Raw genomic sequence first — 19,259 nt, forward strand, 5'->3', positions numbered from 1 at the left:
AAACAAAGTCGAATAGCTTACCTGGCACAGAAATAACTTAAATATCCCCAAAATGCTGACATTAATCTTAATAATAACTTCAGCATTTTCTTCAATTTATTTACAGTAAAAGAAGAATTATTGCCCATATAAAAATAAATAAGGTATTAAAATAAATAGCAGGTTGGCGTGAAAATTATATACATCTACATAACAAATCCTATTTTCAGGCTATTACTTTAATAACTTAGGCAGAGCAGGTAGGCAAAAGTGTTTTCTAAAAAGGTGCAGAGCTACATTAACCAAATCATGGTCACAGAGGAAGAAATACAAGGAAACGCCAAAGGCGATCTGCATCCCGCTCTTTACGAGAGTTCAGGACTGCCAAATCATCCGGGGTCGAATAAAGAGATGATTTGCTCCTCCTGCCTCACTTCTCTAGGAGAGACTGCGCTCAATGACCACCTGCCTTTTGCCTCCTGCCTCCTTCAATGTTGTTGTCTGCATGAAATTACAGAACAGAAACAGGCAAGAGAATTAGCAAAAGCACTAGAGCAACTGCAAGCTGAAACTGCAAAACGCCAAGCAGTTGAAGCACAGTTACGCCAAAAAACATCAGAATTTGCAGCGATTTTGCAAGTGCTTCCTGATTTATACTTTCGTCTTGATATTGACGGAAGTATCTTGGATTACAAGCCAGGAAAGGCGGAAAACCCGTATATCCCAACAGGAAATTGTCAGGGCAAGAGTTTGCGAGAATGCCTACCGACTGTTATAGGCGATCGCTTCCAGCAAGCAATAACTCAAGTACTTGAAACTCAATCTTCAGTCAGTTTTGAATATACCTTACCCCTGCCACAAGGGAAGAATAATTTTGAAGCTAGGTTATTACCATTACCAGACCAGCAAATCATAGTTCTTGTCCGTGACACCAGCGACAAAGTCCAAGCAGCATTAATAGAAAGCGATACTAAGTTTCGTACCATTATTGAAAATGCCAATAACATTATTTTTGCCCTGACACTTGAAGGAATATTTTCCTACGTTTCTCCTAACTGGACTGAAATTTTTGGGCATGAGATTGCAGAGGTTGAAGGCAAATCCTTTGTTCCCTTTATACATCCTGACGATGTGTCTATCTGTGCAGATTATTTCCAAAAAATTGCGACAACAACCGAAAAGCAAGACGCAATTGAATATCGAATAAAACACAAAAATGGCACTTGGCGATGGCATACGAGTAACTCATCTGTTATTAGAGATGCTAATGGTAATGTTTTAAACTTCGTTGGCATTTGCCATGACACCACTGATCGGAAACAAGCAGAAGTTGCGCTCAGAGAAAGCGCCCAACGGGAAGCCCTACTCAATCGTCTTTCTAACCAGATTCGAGCTTCTCTGGATCTCAATTACATTGTGGAAACCGCAGTGCAGGAGATTCGCAACTTATTCCAAATTGATCGCTGCGCCTTCTTTTGGTATCGCCAAGACGCTGAGGTTCCCTACTGGGAGAGTGTATATGAGGCGAAAAGTTCTTTTTTTCCCTGTTTGCTTAACGAACAAGCAAATAATGCAGAAATAGAACTAATCGCAGCCAAAACCTTGAACAGAGAAATCATTCGCATTAATGATGTAGAAACTGTGGGCGATTGCACTGCACAGCAGTTTTTGCAGGATTTTGGTTTCACTGCCTTTATGTCGCTGCCCGTACACACCCAATCTGGTGAAATAGGCACATTTAGTTGTGGTTCTTGTAGTGGCTTTCGTCCTTGGCTGGATAGCGAAGTAGAATTACTACAAGCAGTTACAGTTCAACTAGCGATCGCCATTGATCAAGCCAAACTTTACACCCAAAGCCGTATCGCCGCCCAAACTGCTCAATACAAAGCCCAGCAACTAGAAGCAGCGCTGCTAGAACTTCAACAAACTCAAGCGCAACTGATTCAAACTGAAAAAATGTCCAGTTTGGGACAATTAGTTGCAGGTATTGCCCATGAAATCAATAATCCCGTCAATTTTATTTACGGCAATATTAGCCATGCCCGTGAATATATCAAAGACTTGCTGCACTTGGTAGACCTTTATCAACAGAACTACTGCCCACCAACACCAGAGATTCACGAACAAGTCTACGCCATTGATTTAGACTTTCTCAAGCAAGATTTGCCCAAAATCCTAGATTCTATGAACACGGGAGCCGAACGCATTCGGCAGATTGTCCTATCTTTACGCAATTTCTCTCGCCTTGATGAAGATGGCACAAAGCCAGTGGATATTCATGAAGGTATTGATAGCACCTTGCTGCTGTTGCAAAATCGTCTGAAAGCCAAACCAGGACATTCCGAAATTCAAGTAATCCGAGACTACGGCGACCTCCCACCAGTATCATGCCACGCTGGACACATGAATCAGGTGTTTATGAATCTGTTGACAAATGCGATCGATGCTTTAGAAGAGGGAGTGGGGAGTGGGAAATGGGGATTAGGGGAAGAAGCACTCCCTACTCCCCAGATTCGCATTCGCACCCTCATCCAAGAAGACCATGTAATTATTAGCGTTACCGACAATGGCCCAGGCATGACTGAGGAAGTACGCAAACGCGTATTTGATCCCTTCTTTACTACAAAACCCGTCGGTAAAGGCACGGGCATGGGGTTATCAATTAGCTATCAAATTGTTGTAAAAAAACATGGCGGGCAAATTCAGTGTATTTCAGCACCAGGAGAAGGTGCCGAGTTTGCGATCGCGATTCCACTCACGCAGCAACCCGATTCGTAAATATTACACAAATTTAACTAAAAATTAACCAAATTTTAACCTATTGGTTGTTAACTAAGATTAATTCACTTTTTGCTGCAACATTTAAACCCCCCAATAACCTGAAGTTTACAGGAATTGGGGGATTATTTCTTCTAATACAAGGAAGTAGGAGTAATAGTAGTACTATCTTCGGGTAGGCGTAGCCCAACCCAGGCCATGTCTACAACAGTCTGCGCCTACGTACCTTTCAAAAAAATCCCTAAGTACAAATAATAAAATAGAACCCTGGGATGATACAACCCCAAAATCAAAATAGTATCACCTACACACGCGTTATCCACCTAAGTCATGTAATTGACATAGATATTCCCCAATGGTCTGGAGATCCCACAGTAGAATTTGAAACTGTGGCTGAACTAAATAATGATGGCTATTACCTGCGACGTTTCTGTTTGGGGGAACATAGCGCTACCCATATCAACGCCCCTAACAGTTTTCATGGTTCTGCTGTAGGAATTGACCAATACCCAGCCCAGTCCTTGGTTGTACCTGCGGTGGTCATAGATATTCGCCAATCCACAGCAGTTAATGCTGATTATGCCCTGACTATTGCTGATGTTGTAGCTTGGGAAGAACAATACGGTGAGATTTCTCCTGGTTGCGTAGTTATATTGAATACTGGTTGGCAAAATAAATGGTTGGATAAAAGTGCATTTTTAAATCATGATGCTCAAGGAATTGCCCACTTTCCTGGGTTTGGCAGCGATGCAACTCAATTTTTACTAAATGAACGCCAAATTATTGGGGTAGGAATTGATACTCATGGCGTAGATCCCGGACAGGATAAAAGTTTTGCTATTAACCGCCTAGTTTTAGAACAATCGCGCATTGTCTTGGAAAATCTCACCAATTTGGATCAGCTTCCACCTAAAGGTACTACTCTAGCGATCGGGATTCTTCGGTTGCGTGGTGGTTCCGGTTCTCCTGTGGGTGTGTTAGCGTTAGTGCCTTAATTTTTATAGATATTTGCTTCTCACGCCAATTTTTCAGACTAAAGGCTAGCCTAGAAACCAAGCAAATCTAGTACATATGTTTCAGTAGGTGATCATCTGGAGATTTTCAAGATGACTACTCCCTGATCCCAAATCATCATAAAAGCTGAAACGCTTGTTTCGTAGTACTTACAGGTTACTTTGCTTTAAGAGTGACTTCTGTAACTTTACCCCCCGTAGTCTAGCTAAAAATGTTAGGCTCACTCGTGTAATTCTGTACTAGGAGTTTGAAGGTGAACCAAATTTTAAAGGATTTATCGACACCTGACTTAGTGAGAGTACTCGAAAACAATATGTATGCATTCTTGACGAACTATGGCCATGCACCACATTGCCAACTCAACCGTGGATCTAACCTGATTCGTTTTTCTACCGGCATTTCTTTTCCCTTTTTTAACGGTGTTTGCTGTGCCCAACTACAGCCTGACCAAACCGATGCTATCATTACCGAAACTCTCAACTACTTTATTGCCCAGCAGCTGCCAATGTTGTGGTGGATAGGAACAGCACCTCAGCCACCGGATTTAGGAAAGTATTTAGAAGCCCACGGATTAAGCAATTCAGGTGAATTACCTGTGATGGCGATTGATTTATCGACTTTACCTGAGGAGTTGTTTGTAGTAGAAGATTTGGCGATCGCACAGGTTAAAGATCCCGAAACCCTCAAGCATTGGGTGCGAGTTGCAATGGTGAGCTTTAAAATCCCTGATCCCGAATATAATGCCTATTATGACTTAGAGTTAAGCTTGGGAATAGATTCCAAAGAATATATCCGTTTTATTGGCTGGTGGAACGGTTTGCCCGTTGTAACATCAGCATTGTATCTAGATTCACAAGTAGCAGGTATCTACGTTGTTGCAACAATGCCAGAAGCAAGAGGAAAGGGATTTGCAAAAGCACTAGTATTAACTGCACTGCACAAAGCTTATGCCCTTGGATACCATGTAGCAACATTACAAGCCTCGCAAATGGGGGTAAATATATATCGCCGCATCGGATTTCAGGAGTATTCTAAGATTGGAGCTTACCTTTGGACGGGTCAACTAAATCAAAATCAGTAGCTTTATGACTGGTTAGGAACTTGCAAAGAAATACAGTACCAGCCATTCTAGATTCTAATCCTTCTCGGATTTTGGCCTTTTTCTACCAAACAAACTAGTCATACTTAATCCAGTAACCAACAATCCCAGTTAGTTTTATCTCACTTTTTAGAGACGGCGATATTTGTATCAAGTGTTTGTAACCCTTTAAGAGCTTTCGCTTTATCTTTTGGTTTCAGCGCACCCTTCACCTGGGTTGCAGCATCTTCGATTACATTATAAGTTTTTGAAGATTTAGTTTTGACACCGTCCTCAACCTTAGACCAAGAGTTTTCAAATTAATTGCAGGTTTATGCCTCATCATTTTTAATTGATAACAAAGTGCGATTTGTTACTTTGTTTCTAATTAAAAAGTCTTGAATGCAGTCAACAAATCCTTTCAACTCTAAAATTAACTTAGTAGAACCTCTAAGCTGTTGATGGTAAGCTAATTGTTCTAATTTGTCAGCAGCTAAGTACATAGCTGTGGCTCCAATATTGGCACTAGCGCCTTTAAGGTGATGAGTTTCTCGCACAATTTGCCCAAAGTCATCAACTGCGATCGCTGCTTTAATGATTTCTAAACGGGGTTTAACATCTTCAACGCATACTTGCAATAAATTTAATTCAAATTCTATATCATTTCCCGATACTCGATGCAAGTGTTCCCAATCAATTGCTAGACCAGTAGAAACTGTCTGTTTATAAACAACTGCTTCTTGTTGTGAGAGGATCACGCCTGTCCAATGCTCTAGGGTCGCAGCCAAGTTTTCTTTAAACACTGGCTTACTCAAATAGTCATCCATTCCTGCATTGAGACACATTTCTTCGTCTTCTTTCATCGCATTAGCCGTCATTGCAATCACCACAGGACGACGACGCAGAGCAAAAGTGTCTTCTTGCCAACGATGAATTTCTTTTGTGGTTTCTAAACCGTCGAGAATTGGCATTTGACAATCCATTAGAATCAAATCGTAAGGAATTTTGTCTAATAGCTGCAAAACTTCCTTGCCATTGGCAACAACATCGGCTTTGTAACCCAAACTATCGAGTTGCTTCAGGGCTACTTTCTGATTCACCAAATTATCTTCAGCTAAAAGAATTCTTAACTTAGATTTAGTAGAGGGGTTAGGGAGAGAGGAGGTCAGAATGCCTGAAGTTCTTGCACTCTGGATTTCTTCAGTAGCCTCTAGCTTAGAGCCTCCAGCCCCTTGTTCTGATTCAGACTGAGTTTCTAAAATAGTCGTAATGGCATTGAGGAGCCGTGATGGCTTAATGGGTTTGACCAAATAAGCAGCAAATCCGATTTTGAGCGCCTGCTGCACTTCATCCTGTTGATTAGTAGAGGTGAGCATAATCAAAGGTATCTCAGCAATTGCAGAATTGGTTTTAATTTCTTCTATTGCCATGCCATTTTTTATATCAACCAAGGCGACATCATAGGATTTTCCCTGCTTATCAGCTTTCTGAATAACTTTGAGGGCAGTTGCAATACTATCAGCTTGATCTACCTGCATTCCCCAATAAGTAGCTTGATGGTAGATAATTTTGTAATTAGTAGCGTTGTTATCTATCAATAACAAGCGGCGATTGTTCAAAAGTCCGCGTTCGCATTTTGACAAAACAGGCTCAACTTGCTTCAGAAAAAGTACCTCAAACCAAAACTTAGATCCTTTCCCCATCTGACTTTCTACCCCAATCACTCCTCCCATCAAAGTCACTAGTTGTTTACAGATGGCTAATCCCAAACCAGTACCACCATACTTGCGAGTGGTCGAAGCATCTACTTGGCTAAATGGCATGAAGAGTTTGCGTTGGTCTTCAGGGCTAATGCCAAGACCTGTATCTGTGATGGCAAAATGAATGGTGGCTGTAGTGGGGGAAAGCGAACGTAATTCGGCTTGCACTAATATTTCGCCAGCGCTGGTGAACTTGATAGCATTGCTGATTAAATTCATCAGAATTTGCCGTAGTCTACCAGCATCTCCTTTAATGTAGGTGGGCACCTTGCGCTCAATCAGCGTGGCAATTTCTAATCCCTTGTTATGGGCTGAGGGAGCCAATAATTCCACCACTTCTTCCACACAAGTAGATAGGTCAAAATCTAGAGTTTCGAGAGCCATCTCTCCAGCCTCAAGTTTGGAAAGATCCAAAATCTCGTTGATTAAACTTAAAAGCGCGTCTCCACTACTACGAATTATTTCCAGGAATTCTCGTTGTTCTGGGTCTAAGGGAGTATCTAACACCAAACTGGTCATTCCTAATACAGCGTTCATCGGAGTCCGAATTTCATGACTTATATTTGCTAAAAATGCACTTTTAGTCTGAGAAGCTAATTCAGCTTGGCGACGAGCAATTTCAAGTTCCTGTCGCTGACGAGTTTCTGCTGCTAATAGTTGGGCTTGGGCTAAGGCAATACCTACTTGGTCGGCTATTTGCCGCAAAAGATGAGTTTCAAAGCTAGACCAGTGGTGAGAATCGTCACCCTGATGAACTATCAGCAAACCGCGAAGTTCTTCTTTCACAAGAATGGGCACAACCAAGTTGACTTTGACCCCAAACTGTTGTAATAATTCCAGATTGCTTTGTTGGATTTCCAGCAAATCCAAGTCAGCCAGTCCAAAAACCCGTCCTTGACGGTACTGCTGTAGATAGTACTGCTGTAGATATTCGGCTCGAAAGTAGGGGGCGCTGATGTTTTGCTCTTTGATTGCTGGTAAACCAGAAACCACTGCTTCAATAACGGTAGTGGCAGACTCATCTGGTAAAAGCTGATATATTAAAACTCGGTCAGTTTGGAGAATCTTTTGTACCTCTTCCACAGTGATTTGGAGAATTTCTTCGATTTGCAAAGACTGGCGAATCTTGAGGGTGATTTCGGTAAATAATTGCGATCGCAAGTTTTGGCGTTGTATTTCTTCTTCAGCTTGTTTACGCTGGATAAATTGCCCCACTTGCTCACCGATAGAATTCATTGTTTTGATCAAATCTTGTTCGGGCTGTTGGATTTCATGGTTGAAGCAGGTAATGACACCAAGAATTTTGTGGCCGCTGCGGATTGGAAAACCAACAGCTGCGTGTAATCCTACTTGGGCAGCAATTTTAAAGTTAGGGAAATTAATATCTTTAACGATATCAGCGATCCAAACAGGTTCAGAACTAGCCCAAACCCTGCCAGGTAGTCCAATTCCTGGTGCAAAGGTGGTTCGCCGCTTCAGTGCTTCAAACTCTTGCATCTCAAGGGATGCTTCATACCACATATCGAGAAAACGCAGCACATTTGCTTGCTCATCCACCATCCAAATTTCACCCAAATCCCATGCCAAACTCTCGCAAATTCCTTGCAGGGTTTGGCGAGTAGCTTCTCTAATCGTGGCGGACTCGGCTAAAACGCGGGTTGTAGCATATTGTGCAGTTAAATGCTGTTGCGCTTGTTTACGAGCAGTAATGTCAATGCCAGTACCAACAACGTATTCAACGCAGCCCTCATAATCTTTTAAAAAGGTATTCGACCAAGCAATCAGTCGGCGGCTGCCATCCTTCATTACCCAATAGTTCTCGTGTTCTACGAAACCTCTACCAGTTAGCAATTGCTCAAAAACTGCTTTGACTGACTCCACCTCTTCAGGGAGTAGGAACAAGTTCCAGAAATACCTACCTCTTACCTCATCAAAGGAGTAACCTGTTGTTTGCTCACAAGCTTGATTGAAACGAACGATTTGCCCCTGAGAATCGAGAACTATAACCAACGCGCCAGCTGTATCAAGGACTGCTGAAGTAAAGTTGCGTTCTTGGTTTAAGGTTTCTTCTGTCTTTTTGCGCTCAATGACCTCACGATAGATGAAGTAGTAGACTACAGTAAGAACGATAAAACTTAGGCAGATGGCGATCGCAAGTGTCAGAATTGTGTTCCGAGTCCTGGCTTTTTTTGCTTGTAACTGCTGCTGGAGTCGTCCCTTTTCATCGTTTTCCATCTCATTGATCGCCTTGTGGATATGATCCATGAGATTTTGTTCATCATTTCTCACTAGTACTTGCAATGCCGCCTCTAGTCCCTTATCTTGGCGCAAGTCGATAGTCTGTTTGAGTTCAGTAAGTTTAGCCGTGATCAGAGATTCAAGCGTTGCGATCTGCTGTTGTTGATTCGGTTTATCTGTTATTAAACTCTTCAGTTTGGTAATTTCTTGATCGACATTAGTAAGTGCTGTTTGATAAGGTTTGAGATAAATTTGCTTTCCAGTCATGATGTAACTACTTTGTCTATTCTCAGCATCCTTGATGTGGGAGAGTAGTTTTTCTAGACTGTTGACTTTTTTATAAGTATTTTTTACTATACTGCGATTATTATTAGTTACTCTTGTATTTTGATAAGAAACCACACCAATCAAAGCTAAAATTGCCGACGCTAAACCAAAACCTGCTGCAATCTTTTTGAAAAATTGCTTACGTACCCTCTGCGCTTGTTTACCTTTGTTGGTCACAAGTACCAAATTTGCTAAATTTCGGCGCAATTCCAGTTGCTTGATGACTTGACGGCCTAAGGTTCGTAATGCCTCTATCTGATCTGGAGCCAGTTCTCGTGGTACGTAGTCAAGCACGCAAAGTGTTCCTAGCCTATATCCCTCAGAATTAGTCAGAGGTACACCAGCATAAAACCGAATATTTGGGTCAGAAGTGACCAGTGGGTTGGTGGCAAACCTTTCGTCATCTATTGCATCAGGCACAACCAAAACATCAGGCTGTAAAATAGCATGGGCACAGAATGCGAAATCTCGATGTGTTTCTAGGGTATCTAAACCGACTTTTGACTTGAACCACTGACGGTTTGTATCAATTAAGCTAATTAAAGCAATAGGAGTCTGACAAATATACGAGGCCAAACGGGTGAGGTCGTCAAAGGCGGCTTCAGGTGGCGTATCGAGAATTTTATACTGTAAAAGCGTCTCGATTCTTTGTGCTTCTTTATCAGGTAATGGTGCTTTCATCCTTGAGCCTTATCTAGATTCTGGGGGAAGCAGAGGGCCAGGGGAAAGGAAAACCAAATGCCCAATGCCTAATACATAATGCCCAATGCCCAGTTCAACAAACTTACTTTAATTAATGACAATAGTTTAGTTAAAAGCGTTAGCGTAATTTCACTGAGTTCGATATGTTAAAAAATTAATCAAATGATTAATTCCCTACTGTATTTTTTGTGGGCTGGTTTATTTGAAATAGGGGGCGGCTACCTAATCTGGCTATGGTTGCGCCTATGGTGGATTTGTGCGATCGCGAGGAGTTAGGAGTTATTATTCTCCCCTATTCCCCATTCCCCAATTTAAATGTGTAATTTGCGATCGCTAGCGTTAAAATTTGAGTCAAATAATTGGTAAATTTCGCTAGTCGTGTCTACTTCTTTTAAAACCTTTCCTCTCTGGGCATTTTTCTCGCTGTTAACCAACGGCATTCTAATGTTGGCAGTCATCCTGCTAATTTGGCAACAGCAGAGATTGTCCGCTTTTTTTGGGATAATCACATCCCCGGAACAAATCAGCCTGAACAACTCACCCCAAATTGCGACACCTGATTTGGGCCGCCGTCACCAACTCACTTACCAGGAGTGGGTAGACATCCTTAAGCAAGAAGCCAAGGTAGCGGCTGACCAACGGCCTTTGCATTTAACGATCCTGGCGGGAGATTCTTTAAGTTTGTGGTTTCCCCCTGAATTGTTACCCGAAGGTAGAAATTGGCTCAATCAAGGAATTTCTGGCGAAACCAGCAATGGACTCTTAAAAAGATTGGAGATATTTGACCGCACCCAGCCAGAGGTAATTTTCGTGATGATTGGCATTAATGACTTAATTCGAGGGATGAGTAACAGGGTAATTTTGGATAATCAACGGCAAATTATCAGTTACCTCCGAAAGGCGCATCCCAAGGCGCAAATTGTTGTCCAATCGATTTTGCCACATGGAGGAGAGGAAGCAACCTGGAAAGGACGAGAAAAACTGTTAGCTGTTGCCAATAGTCGCATTCGTGAGTTGAATCAGCAACTCCAAAGCATATCCACCAAAAGGGGTGTCAAATATCTTAATTTATATCCCCTGTTTACCAACAAGCAAGGAAATCTCCGCCGCGAATTTACTACTGATGGCTTACATTTAAGCCCCGAAGGCTATATAGTTTGGCGTTCTGCATTGCAGATTTATAGCGATATCGAATTAAAACCCCAGCGTTAAGTCCTTGGCAAGAAAAAGGCTAAAGGACAAAAAAAAGTAATATCTTTGAATACAACACCGTATAAATTGCGTCTTGGCGCGAGAAAATAAGAAATAGTGGTTTAAGTAGACAAATCTAATGGATACAAAAGCTTTTAAGCGCAGCCTGCAACATTCAGAAAATTATAATCGCAAGGGCTTTGGTCATCAAGCAGAAGTTGCCACGCAATTGCAGTCTGAGTATCAGAGTAACTTAATTCAGGAAATTCGCGATCGCAATTACATCCTGCAACGGGGCGATGTGACAATCCGACTAGCACAAGCTTTTGGCTTTTGCTGGGGTGTAGAACGGGCTGTGGCGATGGCCTACGAAACCCGTCAGCACTTCCCTACAGAAAACATCTGGATTACTAACGAGATTATCCACAACCCTTCTGTAAATCGGCGGATGCAGGAGATGGAAGTAGAATTCATCCCCATTGAAGGAAAGAATAAAGACTTTTCTGTTGTCGGCATTGGTGATGTAGTCATATTACCCGCTTTTGGGGCTAGTGTTCAAGAAATGCAGATCCTTCACGATAAAGGCTGCAAAATTGTTGATACAACTTGCCCTTGGGTATCTAAAGTTTGGAATACAGTAGAAAAGCACAAAAAAATCGATTATACATCAATAATTCACGGTAAATATAAGCACGAAGAAACAGTTGCTACTAGTTCCTTTGCTGGTAAATATTTGATTGTGTTGAACTTGTCAGAGGCAGAATATGTTGCTGACTATATTATTAATGGTGGGAACCGTGAAGAATTTCTGACAAAATTTGCTAAAGCTTGTTCAGCAGGATTTGACCCCAATCAAGATTTAGCAAGAGTTGGCATTGCCAACCAAACCACGATGCTGAAAGGCGAAACTGAGCAAATTGGCAAGCTTTTTGAGCGAACTATGTTGCAGAAGTATGGCCCCACCGAGTTAAATCAGCATTTCCAAAGCTTCAATACTATTTGTGATGCCACCCAAGAACGACAAGATGCAATGTTGGAGTTAGTGGAACATAATTTAGATTTAATGGTAGTAATTGGTGGGTTTAATTCATCAAATACTACTCAATTGCAACAAATTGCTTTTGAGCGGGGAATTCCTTCTTATCACATTGATACTGTTGAACGAATTAAATCAGGAGATTCCATAGAACATCGGCAATTAAATGGGCAGTTAATAACTACAGAAAATTGGTTGCCAAATGGTGAAATTGTTGTGGGAATTACTTCTGGTGCTTCTACACCAGATAAGGTAGTAGAAGATGTGATTGAAAAGATTTTTGCAATGAAAGCAACAACAACACTGGTTTAAAAAAGTTCAACCTCAACCCCTTTTTAATTCCCATTCAGATGTGGTACAACGTTATATCGCAAGGTGTAGGGGCACGGCATGCCGTGCCCCTACAGATGTACTTCACATAAACGAACCGCTATAAACTCATTTGTAATCGCCAATAAAGCAGCAACATCAGCTAAAGGGTGAAAGATGAAGCAAAAATATTATTTTATTATCCAATCAGCGCCTCATACTCATGATATGACCCAATTCAGATCCAGTAATAATCGTCGCCGATCTTAATTGCTAGTGCGCGATATCCACCACTAATCCTGACTGACCACAAATCATTTCCTACTTTTTTGAAATGCAAAGACGGATAAAATTGATTATTGATCCAATGGCGATATGCCTTTCTAGCTTGCTCTTTAACTTCAGATGAAAGTGCAGAATATAATCGTCAAAAATCAGGGGTTGTTAAGGATTTCATCTAACGGTTTCACGCGATTAGTTTCAATATCTGCTTTTGCACGCAGCATTAACTGATTCAATCTACCAGATTTTGATATCTGCTTCAATTTGCTTGTCCCAAGCATCGTTAAGATATTCTTGGAGCCAGTTTGATAAATCCCGCATTTCACCTTCAGACAGTTGCATAATAGCGGCTTCTATTTCTGGGAGTGAGTTCATCCTATTATCCTCAATCCAGCACTATGAACTATATCCTACCAAAATCTACAAAATAATTCAGAATTAAAATAAGCGTCAAATCTTAATTATTAATCATGAATTAGCATGACAGAGAAATGGCTTTCTATCGTCGGCATCGGGGAAGATGGGTTACAGGGGTTAAGCGCGATCGCTCGTTCTCTAGTCAATCAAGCTAAAGTAATTGTAGGAGGCGATCGCCATTTAGCAATGCTCCCTACAGATGACCAACGTGAGAAACTAGTCTGGACATCTCCCATTAGCACTTCAGTTGAGGAAATCATCCAGCGTCGGGGTCAGTCAATTTGCGTACTTGCAAGCGGCGATCCGATGTGTTACGGCATTGGTGTCACCTTGATGCGGCGAATTCCCGTCTCTGAAATGACGATTATCCCCGCACCTTCAGCCTTTAGCCTCGCCTGTGCCAGGGTGGGATGGTCTTTAATTGAGGTGGAAACCTTGAGTTTGAATGGTCGTCCATCATCTCTGCTTCAGTCTTACATTTACCCAAAAGCGCGATTGTTGATTTTGAGTGAAGGGAAGGACACACCTGCCATTGTTGCGGAAATTTTGACAAATCGCGGCTATGGTGGCAGTAAAATTACCGTATTGGAGCGTATGGGTGGCGCTCATGAAAGAATTGTGGAAGGGACGGCTGCATCTTGGAGTGAAACTGAAGTTGCGGCTTTGAATGCGATCGCAGTTGATTGTATTGCTGATCCTGGGGTTATCTCATTACCAAGATTACCAGGATTACCAGATAACGCTTATTACCATGATGGACAGTTAACGAAGCGTGAAGTTAGAGCAATCACCCTAGCAGCTTTAGCACCCACACCGGGAGAATTATTATGGGATGTTGGCGCGGGTTGCGGTTCAATTTCTATTGAATGGATGCGGAGTGATACTCGGTGTCGAGCGATCGCGATCGAGCAAAATGCTTCTAGACTACTATATATTGCTGATAATGCCGCTACTCTCGGTACACCAAATCTGCACATCATTGAAGGTAAAGCGCCCCATGCCCTGAAAGACTTGTCTACACCAGATGCGATTTTTATTGGTGGTGGAGTAACAGCAACGGGACTTTTTGATATTTGCTGGAAAGCACTGCGGCCAGGCGGGCGTTTGGTGGCAAATGTGGTGACGGTAGAGGGTGAGCAAACTTTATTTCAATGGCATGAACAAGTCGGTGGCGATTTAGCTCGTATTGCCATCCAACGGGCGGAACCTATTGGTAAATTTTTGGGCTGGCGAGGAATGGCGGGCGTGACGCAATGGGTAGTTGTAAAAGGTATTGGGTAATCGGCGGAAAAATTTTGGAACAAATTTATTTCTGGCAACAGAGGGCGAATTTTATGCAAAAGAGTTTTTATTGTTACAAAAGTTTACCTTGACTAACTTAAAGTTTTGTAACAAAATCCAAATTTTGCATAAAAGCCCACCTAAAAAAGCTGATAGATAAATAGAAGTACTTCAATACTTGTCTAGTACTTCACGAACTACTTTGCTGCTGCCTTTCTTTCCCTATGGGACGCTCCGCGAAGGGGAAGTAAAGCTTCTGACCCGTGCCAAATATGAATTTCTCAGTGACATGATTCCAGAACCAAAACCCGGTGGTCGAAAGCGTGAAGTCGATATGTGGCAAGTTCTCAACGCGATCTTTTATGTTCTTGTAGAGGGAGTGCTATGGCGAGCTTTACCCGGTGACTTTCCCGTATAGCAGACGGTGTACACCTATTTTCGTAACTGGCGCAAAGACGGAACATGGCTGAAAATTAGTGATGCCTTTTGAAATCAATTCCTGAAAGTTGAAAGGAAAAAACACATGGATATTATTGGTACAAATGAGGACGATTTTCTTGCTGGCACTACTGGCAACGATCGCATTGATGCTTTCGATGATGACGATACTATTGTAGCCTTAACCGGTGACGACGTAATCTTTGGTAACGATGACGAAGACCTGATCGTTGCTGGAGCAGGAAACGACACAATTGATGGTGGGGATGGCGACGATTTAGTATTTGGAGATGCTGGGAACGACTCCATTGATGGCGACAATGGGGTTGACGTGCTCAATGGAGGGGACGGCAATGACCGCATCATTGGTAACAATGACAATGACCGGATCTTCGGTGATGCAGGGAATGACACCATTAATGGTAATGATGGAGATGACATCCTCAATGGCTCTGATGGCGCCGACGTAATTTCTGGCGACGCTGGAAATGATCGAGTTTTTGCGGGTACTGGGAATGACACGGTATCAGGTGGCGGGAGTAATGACCAACTCAATGGTGATGCAGGCAATGATCTTGTTCAGGGTGAGGCTGGTAACGACACCGTATTTGGTGGGACTGGAGTTGGAAATGACACCCTTACTGGGGAAACCGGCACGGACTTATTGATTGGTGGAGCTGGAAACGACTCTTTATCGGGTGGTGATGGGAGCGATCGCCTGATCGGCGTTGAACCTTTTGCTCCAGGATTTGGATCGATTGTTAATGAAGTTGATACCTTAACTGGCGGGGCTAATGGCGATACCTTTGTTTTAGGAGCAGGTAATGAAATTTTCTATGATAATGGCAATAATAGTGACTACGCCTTGATTACTGACTTCAATATCAGCCAGGACTTTATTGAACTACCTGAATCTACCTTTAGCTTGGGTATTATCTCTATTAATAATGCCGTAGGGACAGGGATATCTTTTAACAACGACTTAATCGCGGTTGTTGAAGGAGTTTCAATTTCAGATTTTAGCAGTGGCTTTGATTTCGTCTAAACACATATCACTAAGAGTAACATTACTATCGATTCTGGTGATTTCTCGTTACAAGATGGCGCTCGACTTAATGCCTCAACCCTTGAACAAGGCAATGCAGGTGCAATCAAAGTTAATGCTGCTGATTTTTTTACTATTTCTGGCAAGAGTGCCAACTTTACCAGTGGCTTGTTCGTTGATTCTCAAAGTCCGACGGGTACTGCTGGGGATATTATCATCACCTCACCCAGAGTTACCTTAGATAACCAAGGCCTACTCAACGCCCAATCTGCATCGGGAAATGGTGGCGACATCAACATACCAACTGATTTACTCCTTCTGCGTCGTGGCGCTCAATTTTCCACCACCGCAGGCACAGCCCTAACTGGTGGTAATGGTGGCAACATTAATATTGATGTCCTCGGAAAAAACCTGTACTTTGCTTGGATGAGCGCCCATATCAACTAGTAGAAGAAGTAAGACTTCCAATACCCGCAGAACCAGGACAAGCTGAACGTTATGATTATGAGTATAAACTTAACGGCGTAGTAAATTTATTTGCCCTTTTTGAACCTTTAGCTGGATGGAGGCATATTGAAGTTACACAACGGTTTAGCCATACAAATCATCCAATGTTTCTGTTGTCAGCGATCGCCACCTTCAATACATTGAATTTTAGATCTGTCCGGCTGTTACTACTAAATCTGCGGTTAAATCCAGCGCAGGGAAAATCACTGATTGAATTGCTTTGGTCCCCTGAAACACAGATTCTTCATATAGTCCATCTACCAGAGTTAGTAGAGTTATTTGGGCTTTCTGGTGGCATTTCAACCAACTCTCCATCCACAAGCTCATACTTGGTATCTGTGCCATCATCATAGGCAAGGTACTCCTCAAGGGTAAGTTTCTTGACTGCTGTGGTCATAAACCCTTTTTTACTTTCTAAACTTACATTTTACTAATTTTTGGATATTTCAATACTGGCATATTCCAGCACTCGTTCCCACTCCCAATTCTACGCCGTCTCTACCAGTATTTCTTTACCATCGGTGAATTGGATGAATTCTTGCCCATTATCATAAAACACATCAGCAATCAGCCGATTACGTACATTGTAACCCCAGTGAGAGATTGCGGAATTCCACCACGAATGTCGGTGAGGATTGCAGAGCGTGGTAGTTCCATGTATTAGAGTTGTCGGGAAATAGTGACTAAAATCGCTGAAAGGCTTAGGGAGTCTGGGTTTCAATAATTTTGGTCAGAAATCAATAAAAAGCTTGCCACAAGCAGATTTCAAGGATTTTTGAGCTTATTACCCAACAAGTCTATTCATCACGCCACGTAGACCGTTTCCATTGGTCTTGCAAAGCTCGGATCAAAATCGCGTTTGGGAAAAAAGCAATCGAAGGGATTAGTTTATTTACCAGCCTCATCCATCTTTAGCCAGTTAGCAAAGTTCTTTGCAGCAGATAAAATCCTTTAGGAAAAGCAAATTGATATATTGGTAGGTTTTTTAGCAAGTGTTACAGATAATAAAAATTGATTCTTTGATGCAGTTATTTTAATTCATTAAACGAGAGTTCTCATTATTAGAGCTATATAGTTATGCCAACCGCACTCAAAAATATACAAACTAAAAACCTAATTTCAATTGGTTTGCTAGTTTTTGTCCCGATTGCCATTGTCGCAAAAAAGTTAGAATGGGATGCATTAATAGTGTTTGGGCTTTCAGCAGTTGCAATCATTCCGTTAGCAGTTTGGCTGAGTCAGGCAACAGAAGAAATTGCTGTGGTTTTAGGGCCTTCTATAGGAGGTTTGTTAAATGCAGTCTTCGGTAATGCAACTGAGCTAATTATTGCTCTAGTAGCTCTCAAACAAGGCTTAGTAGATATTGTCAAAGCCAGTATTACCGGGACAATTATCAGTAATTTACTGCTGGTAATGGGGCTATCTATGTTGCTAGGAGGTTTACGCTATAAGGAGCAGACTTTTCAGCCAATGGCAGCACGAGTCAATGGTTCGACAATGACACTAGCAGTGACTGCAATTGTACTCCCGGCAATGGTGATTACTACATCTAATGTGGTCGAGCAAAGCGCTATTACTAAGCTGTCGATTTTTGTAGCAGTTATTTTAATTGTAGTTTATGGTTTGACCCTGTTATTCTCCTTGAAGACTCACAGCTACCTATACGATGTTGGGGTTGTAGAGCTAGAAGATAAGGTTTCTGAAGACCAGACCACAGAGCAAGATAAACATTCTTTGCCAAACTTGAGCCTTTGGGTTGGTATTTTGCTTGTAGCAACAATTGGTATAGCGTTCGTGTCTGAGATTTTTGTCGGTGCAGTTGAAGAGGCAACAAAAGGACTAGGATTGACACCTTTGTTTACCGGAGTAATTCTGTTACCACTAGTTGGAGGTGCAGCCGAATATGTAACTGCTGTCCGAGTAGCGATTAAGAACAATATGGATTTGGCAGTATCTGTAGCAATGGGATCGAGTCTACTAGTTGCTTTGTTGGTTGCGCCGCTCCTTGTATTAGTTGGGCAGGTGATTGGGCAGCCAATGGACTTAAACTTTAACTTGTTTGAGGTTGTTGCAGTGATCATTGCAGTGGTCATTGCCAACTTAATTAGTTTGGATGGTCGCTCTAACTGGTTAGAGGGGATGTTGCTGCTAGCAACCTATGCTATATTGGGTGCTGCCTTTTACTTCCATCCAGTTTGAGCGCTAATCCTTGTTGCTGTTTAATGTTATTGAAACTTCTTGCCAATTTGCGCCCTCCTGTAGCAATCATTCAATATCTTGGTTGATATGTCATCGGCTGGGGCTGAGGGTAGGGCGACCGCATTAAAAGATATTAAGGGCAATCTTTAGAAGGTTTTTTATAACTTTTTGGAAATAATTTATCAAACACCAACAATATCCCCCAATCTCATCCAATATTGGGGGATACACTTAATCAGTCGGCATCGCTAAAGTAAATTGGTTCTACATGATCCAATACAGATTCATCAGCGATAATCTGTGTTCTTGTGCTAAGAGATGTAACTTGGGTGTAAGGATTCAGGTGGCAGAGTATTGACAAAGGGAACAGTTGAGGGGGAGTATCACACATATGAACCAGAACCTGCCGTACTGTTTTAGACCGAGAAAGCTTGAACCAGTTATCGAAAGAACAACTGGTAGAGATGATTATTGAGCAGAACAAGGTGATACGTGAGTTACAGAATAATAATCTACGAACTACACCTTGAACTAGAACGGTTAAAAGTCAGCAGAGATGGGTAAAACAGACACAACCTAAGAGGTTGTTTGAAAAGTGGTTGGCTGTGATTTTAGGCACTTATTGATCCCCCCTAACCCCCCTTAAAAAGGGGGGAACCGGAATCAGAGTCCCCCTTT

The 19,259-nt window shown here is 42.0% G+C and carries 13 protein-coding genes and 3 pseudogenes; 12 read left to right on the top strand and 4 right to left on the bottom strand.

Annotation, left to right across the window (positions count from 1 at the left end; translation table 11 throughout):
* Window positions 1-249: 249 nt before the first annotated feature.
* From H6G26_RS04660 to H6G26_RS44200, 3 genes are all read left to right on the top strand, one after another.
* Window positions 250-2,757: a PAS domain S-box protein gene (locus H6G26_RS04660; RefSeq protein ID WP_347242431.1), complete on the top strand. Its 2,508-nt coding sequence runs from the start codon at window positions 250-252 to the stop codon at window positions 2,755-2,757.
* 272 nt (window positions 2,758-3,029) lie between these two features.
* Complete coding sequence (locus tag H6G26_RS04665) at window positions 3,030-3,752, top strand: cyclase family protein (RefSeq protein ID WP_190728137.1); 723 nt, start codon at window positions 3,030-3,032, stop codon at window positions 3,750-3,752.
* A gap of 272 nt (window positions 3,753-4,024) precedes the next feature.
* Window positions 4,025-4,852, top strand: a complete 828-nt coding sequence (locus H6G26_RS44200) for a GNAT family N-acetyltransferase (protein ID WP_190728138.1) — start codon at window positions 4,025-4,027, stop codon at window positions 4,850-4,852.
* A 329-nt stretch (window positions 4,853-5,181) separates the two neighbouring features.
* On the opposite strand, the gene H6G26_RS04675 is transcribed toward H6G26_RS44200, so the two are convergent.
* Window positions 5,182-9,855 (bottom strand): GAF domain-containing protein, encoded by a 4,674-nt coding sequence (locus H6G26_RS04675; RefSeq protein ID WP_190728139.1) that lies wholly within the window; start codon window positions 9,853-9,855, stop codon window positions 5,182-5,184.
* A 183-nt stretch (window positions 9,856-10,038) separates the two neighbouring features.
* Here H6G26_RS04675 and H6G26_RS04680 point away from each other — a divergent pair.
* From H6G26_RS04680 to H6G26_RS04690, 3 genes and pseudogenes are all read left to right on the top strand, one after another.
* A pseudogene (locus H6G26_RS04680) lies at window positions 10,039-10,119 on the top strand (hypothetical protein); the annotation flags it as partial.
* Window positions 10,120-10,254: 135 nt separating this feature from the next.
* Window positions 10,255-11,088 carry a GDSL-type esterase/lipase family protein gene (locus H6G26_RS04685; RefSeq protein ID WP_190728140.1) on the top strand — a complete coding sequence of 278 codons (834 nt, stop codon included), beginning with the start codon at window positions 10,255-10,257 and terminating at the stop codon, window positions 11,086-11,088.
* A gap of 118 nt (window positions 11,089-11,206) precedes the next feature.
* The gene (locus H6G26_RS04690; RefSeq protein ID WP_190728141.1) at window positions 11,207-12,415 is read left to right on the top strand and encodes a 4-hydroxy-3-methylbut-2-enyl diphosphate reductase; all 1,209 of its coding nucleotides are present in this window, start codon (window positions 11,207-11,209) and stop codon (window positions 12,413-12,415) included.
* A 516-nt stretch (window positions 12,416-12,931) separates the two neighbouring features.
* Here H6G26_RS04690 and H6G26_RS42345 read toward each other — a convergent pair.
* The gene (locus H6G26_RS42345; RefSeq protein WP_229559648.1) at window positions 12,932-13,069 is read right to left on the bottom strand and encodes a hypothetical protein; all 138 of its coding nucleotides are present in this window, start codon (window positions 13,067-13,069) and stop codon (window positions 12,932-12,934) included.
* A gap of 105 nt (window positions 13,070-13,174) precedes the next feature.
* Here H6G26_RS42345 and cbiE point away from each other — a divergent pair, with 105 nt between their 5' ends.
* From cbiE to H6G26_RS04715, 4 genes and pseudogenes are all read left to right on the top strand, one after another.
* On the top strand, window positions 13,175-14,392 hold the full coding sequence (gene cbiE / locus H6G26_RS04700; protein WP_190728142.1) for a precorrin-6y C5,15-methyltransferase (decarboxylating) subunit CbiE: 1,218 nt from the start codon (window positions 13,175-13,177) through the stop codon (window positions 14,390-14,392).
* 256 nt (window positions 14,393-14,648) lie between these two features.
* Window positions 14,649-14,873, top strand: a pseudogene (locus H6G26_RS04705) (transposase); the annotation flags it as partial.
* Window positions 14,874-14,915: 42 nt separating this feature from the next.
* Window positions 14,916-15,875, top strand: a complete 960-nt coding sequence (locus tag H6G26_RS04710) for a calcium-binding protein (protein ID WP_190728143.1) — start codon at window positions 14,916-14,918, stop codon at window positions 15,873-15,875.
* A gap of 168 nt (window positions 15,876-16,043) precedes the next feature.
* Window positions 16,044-16,322 (top strand): hypothetical protein, encoded by a 279-nt coding sequence (locus H6G26_RS04715; protein WP_190728144.1) that lies wholly within the window; start codon window positions 16,044-16,046, stop codon window positions 16,320-16,322.
* A gap of 304 nt (window positions 16,323-16,626) precedes the next feature.
* Here H6G26_RS04715 and H6G26_RS04720 read toward each other — a convergent pair whose 3' ends face one another.
* The gene (locus H6G26_RS04720; protein ID WP_190728145.1) at window positions 16,627-16,779 is read right to left on the bottom strand and encodes a Uma2 family endonuclease; all 153 of its coding nucleotides are present in this window, start codon (window positions 16,777-16,779) and stop codon (window positions 16,627-16,629) included.
* Window positions 16,780-16,869: 90 nt separating this feature from the next.
* On the bottom strand, window positions 16,870-17,103 hold the full coding sequence (locus H6G26_RS04725) for a hypothetical protein (RefSeq protein ID WP_190728159.1): 234 nt from the start codon (window positions 17,101-17,103) through the stop codon (window positions 16,870-16,872).
* Window positions 17,104-17,459: 356 nt separating this feature from the next.
* Between H6G26_RS04725 and cax the strand changes: the two genes are divergently transcribed.
* Together cax and H6G26_RS04735 are read left to right on the top strand one after the other, a co-directional pair.
* Window positions 17,460-18,581 carry a calcium/proton exchanger gene (gene cax / locus H6G26_RS04730; RefSeq protein WP_199326632.1) on the top strand — a complete coding sequence of 374 codons (1,122 nt, stop codon included), beginning with the start codon at window positions 17,460-17,462 and terminating at the stop codon, window positions 18,579-18,581.
* 391 nt (window positions 18,582-18,972) lie between these two features.
* Window positions 18,973-19,139: pseudogene (locus tag H6G26_RS04735) on the top strand (IS66 family transposase); the annotation flags it as partial.
* Between the last annotated feature and the right edge of the window lie 120 nt (window positions 19,140-19,259).

This window comes from Nostoc sp. FACHB-888 (genome assembly GCF_014696655.1).
In the GTDB taxonomy this organism is placed as follows: domain Bacteria; phylum Cyanobacteriota; class Cyanobacteriia; order Cyanobacteriales; family Nostocaceae; genus Nostoc.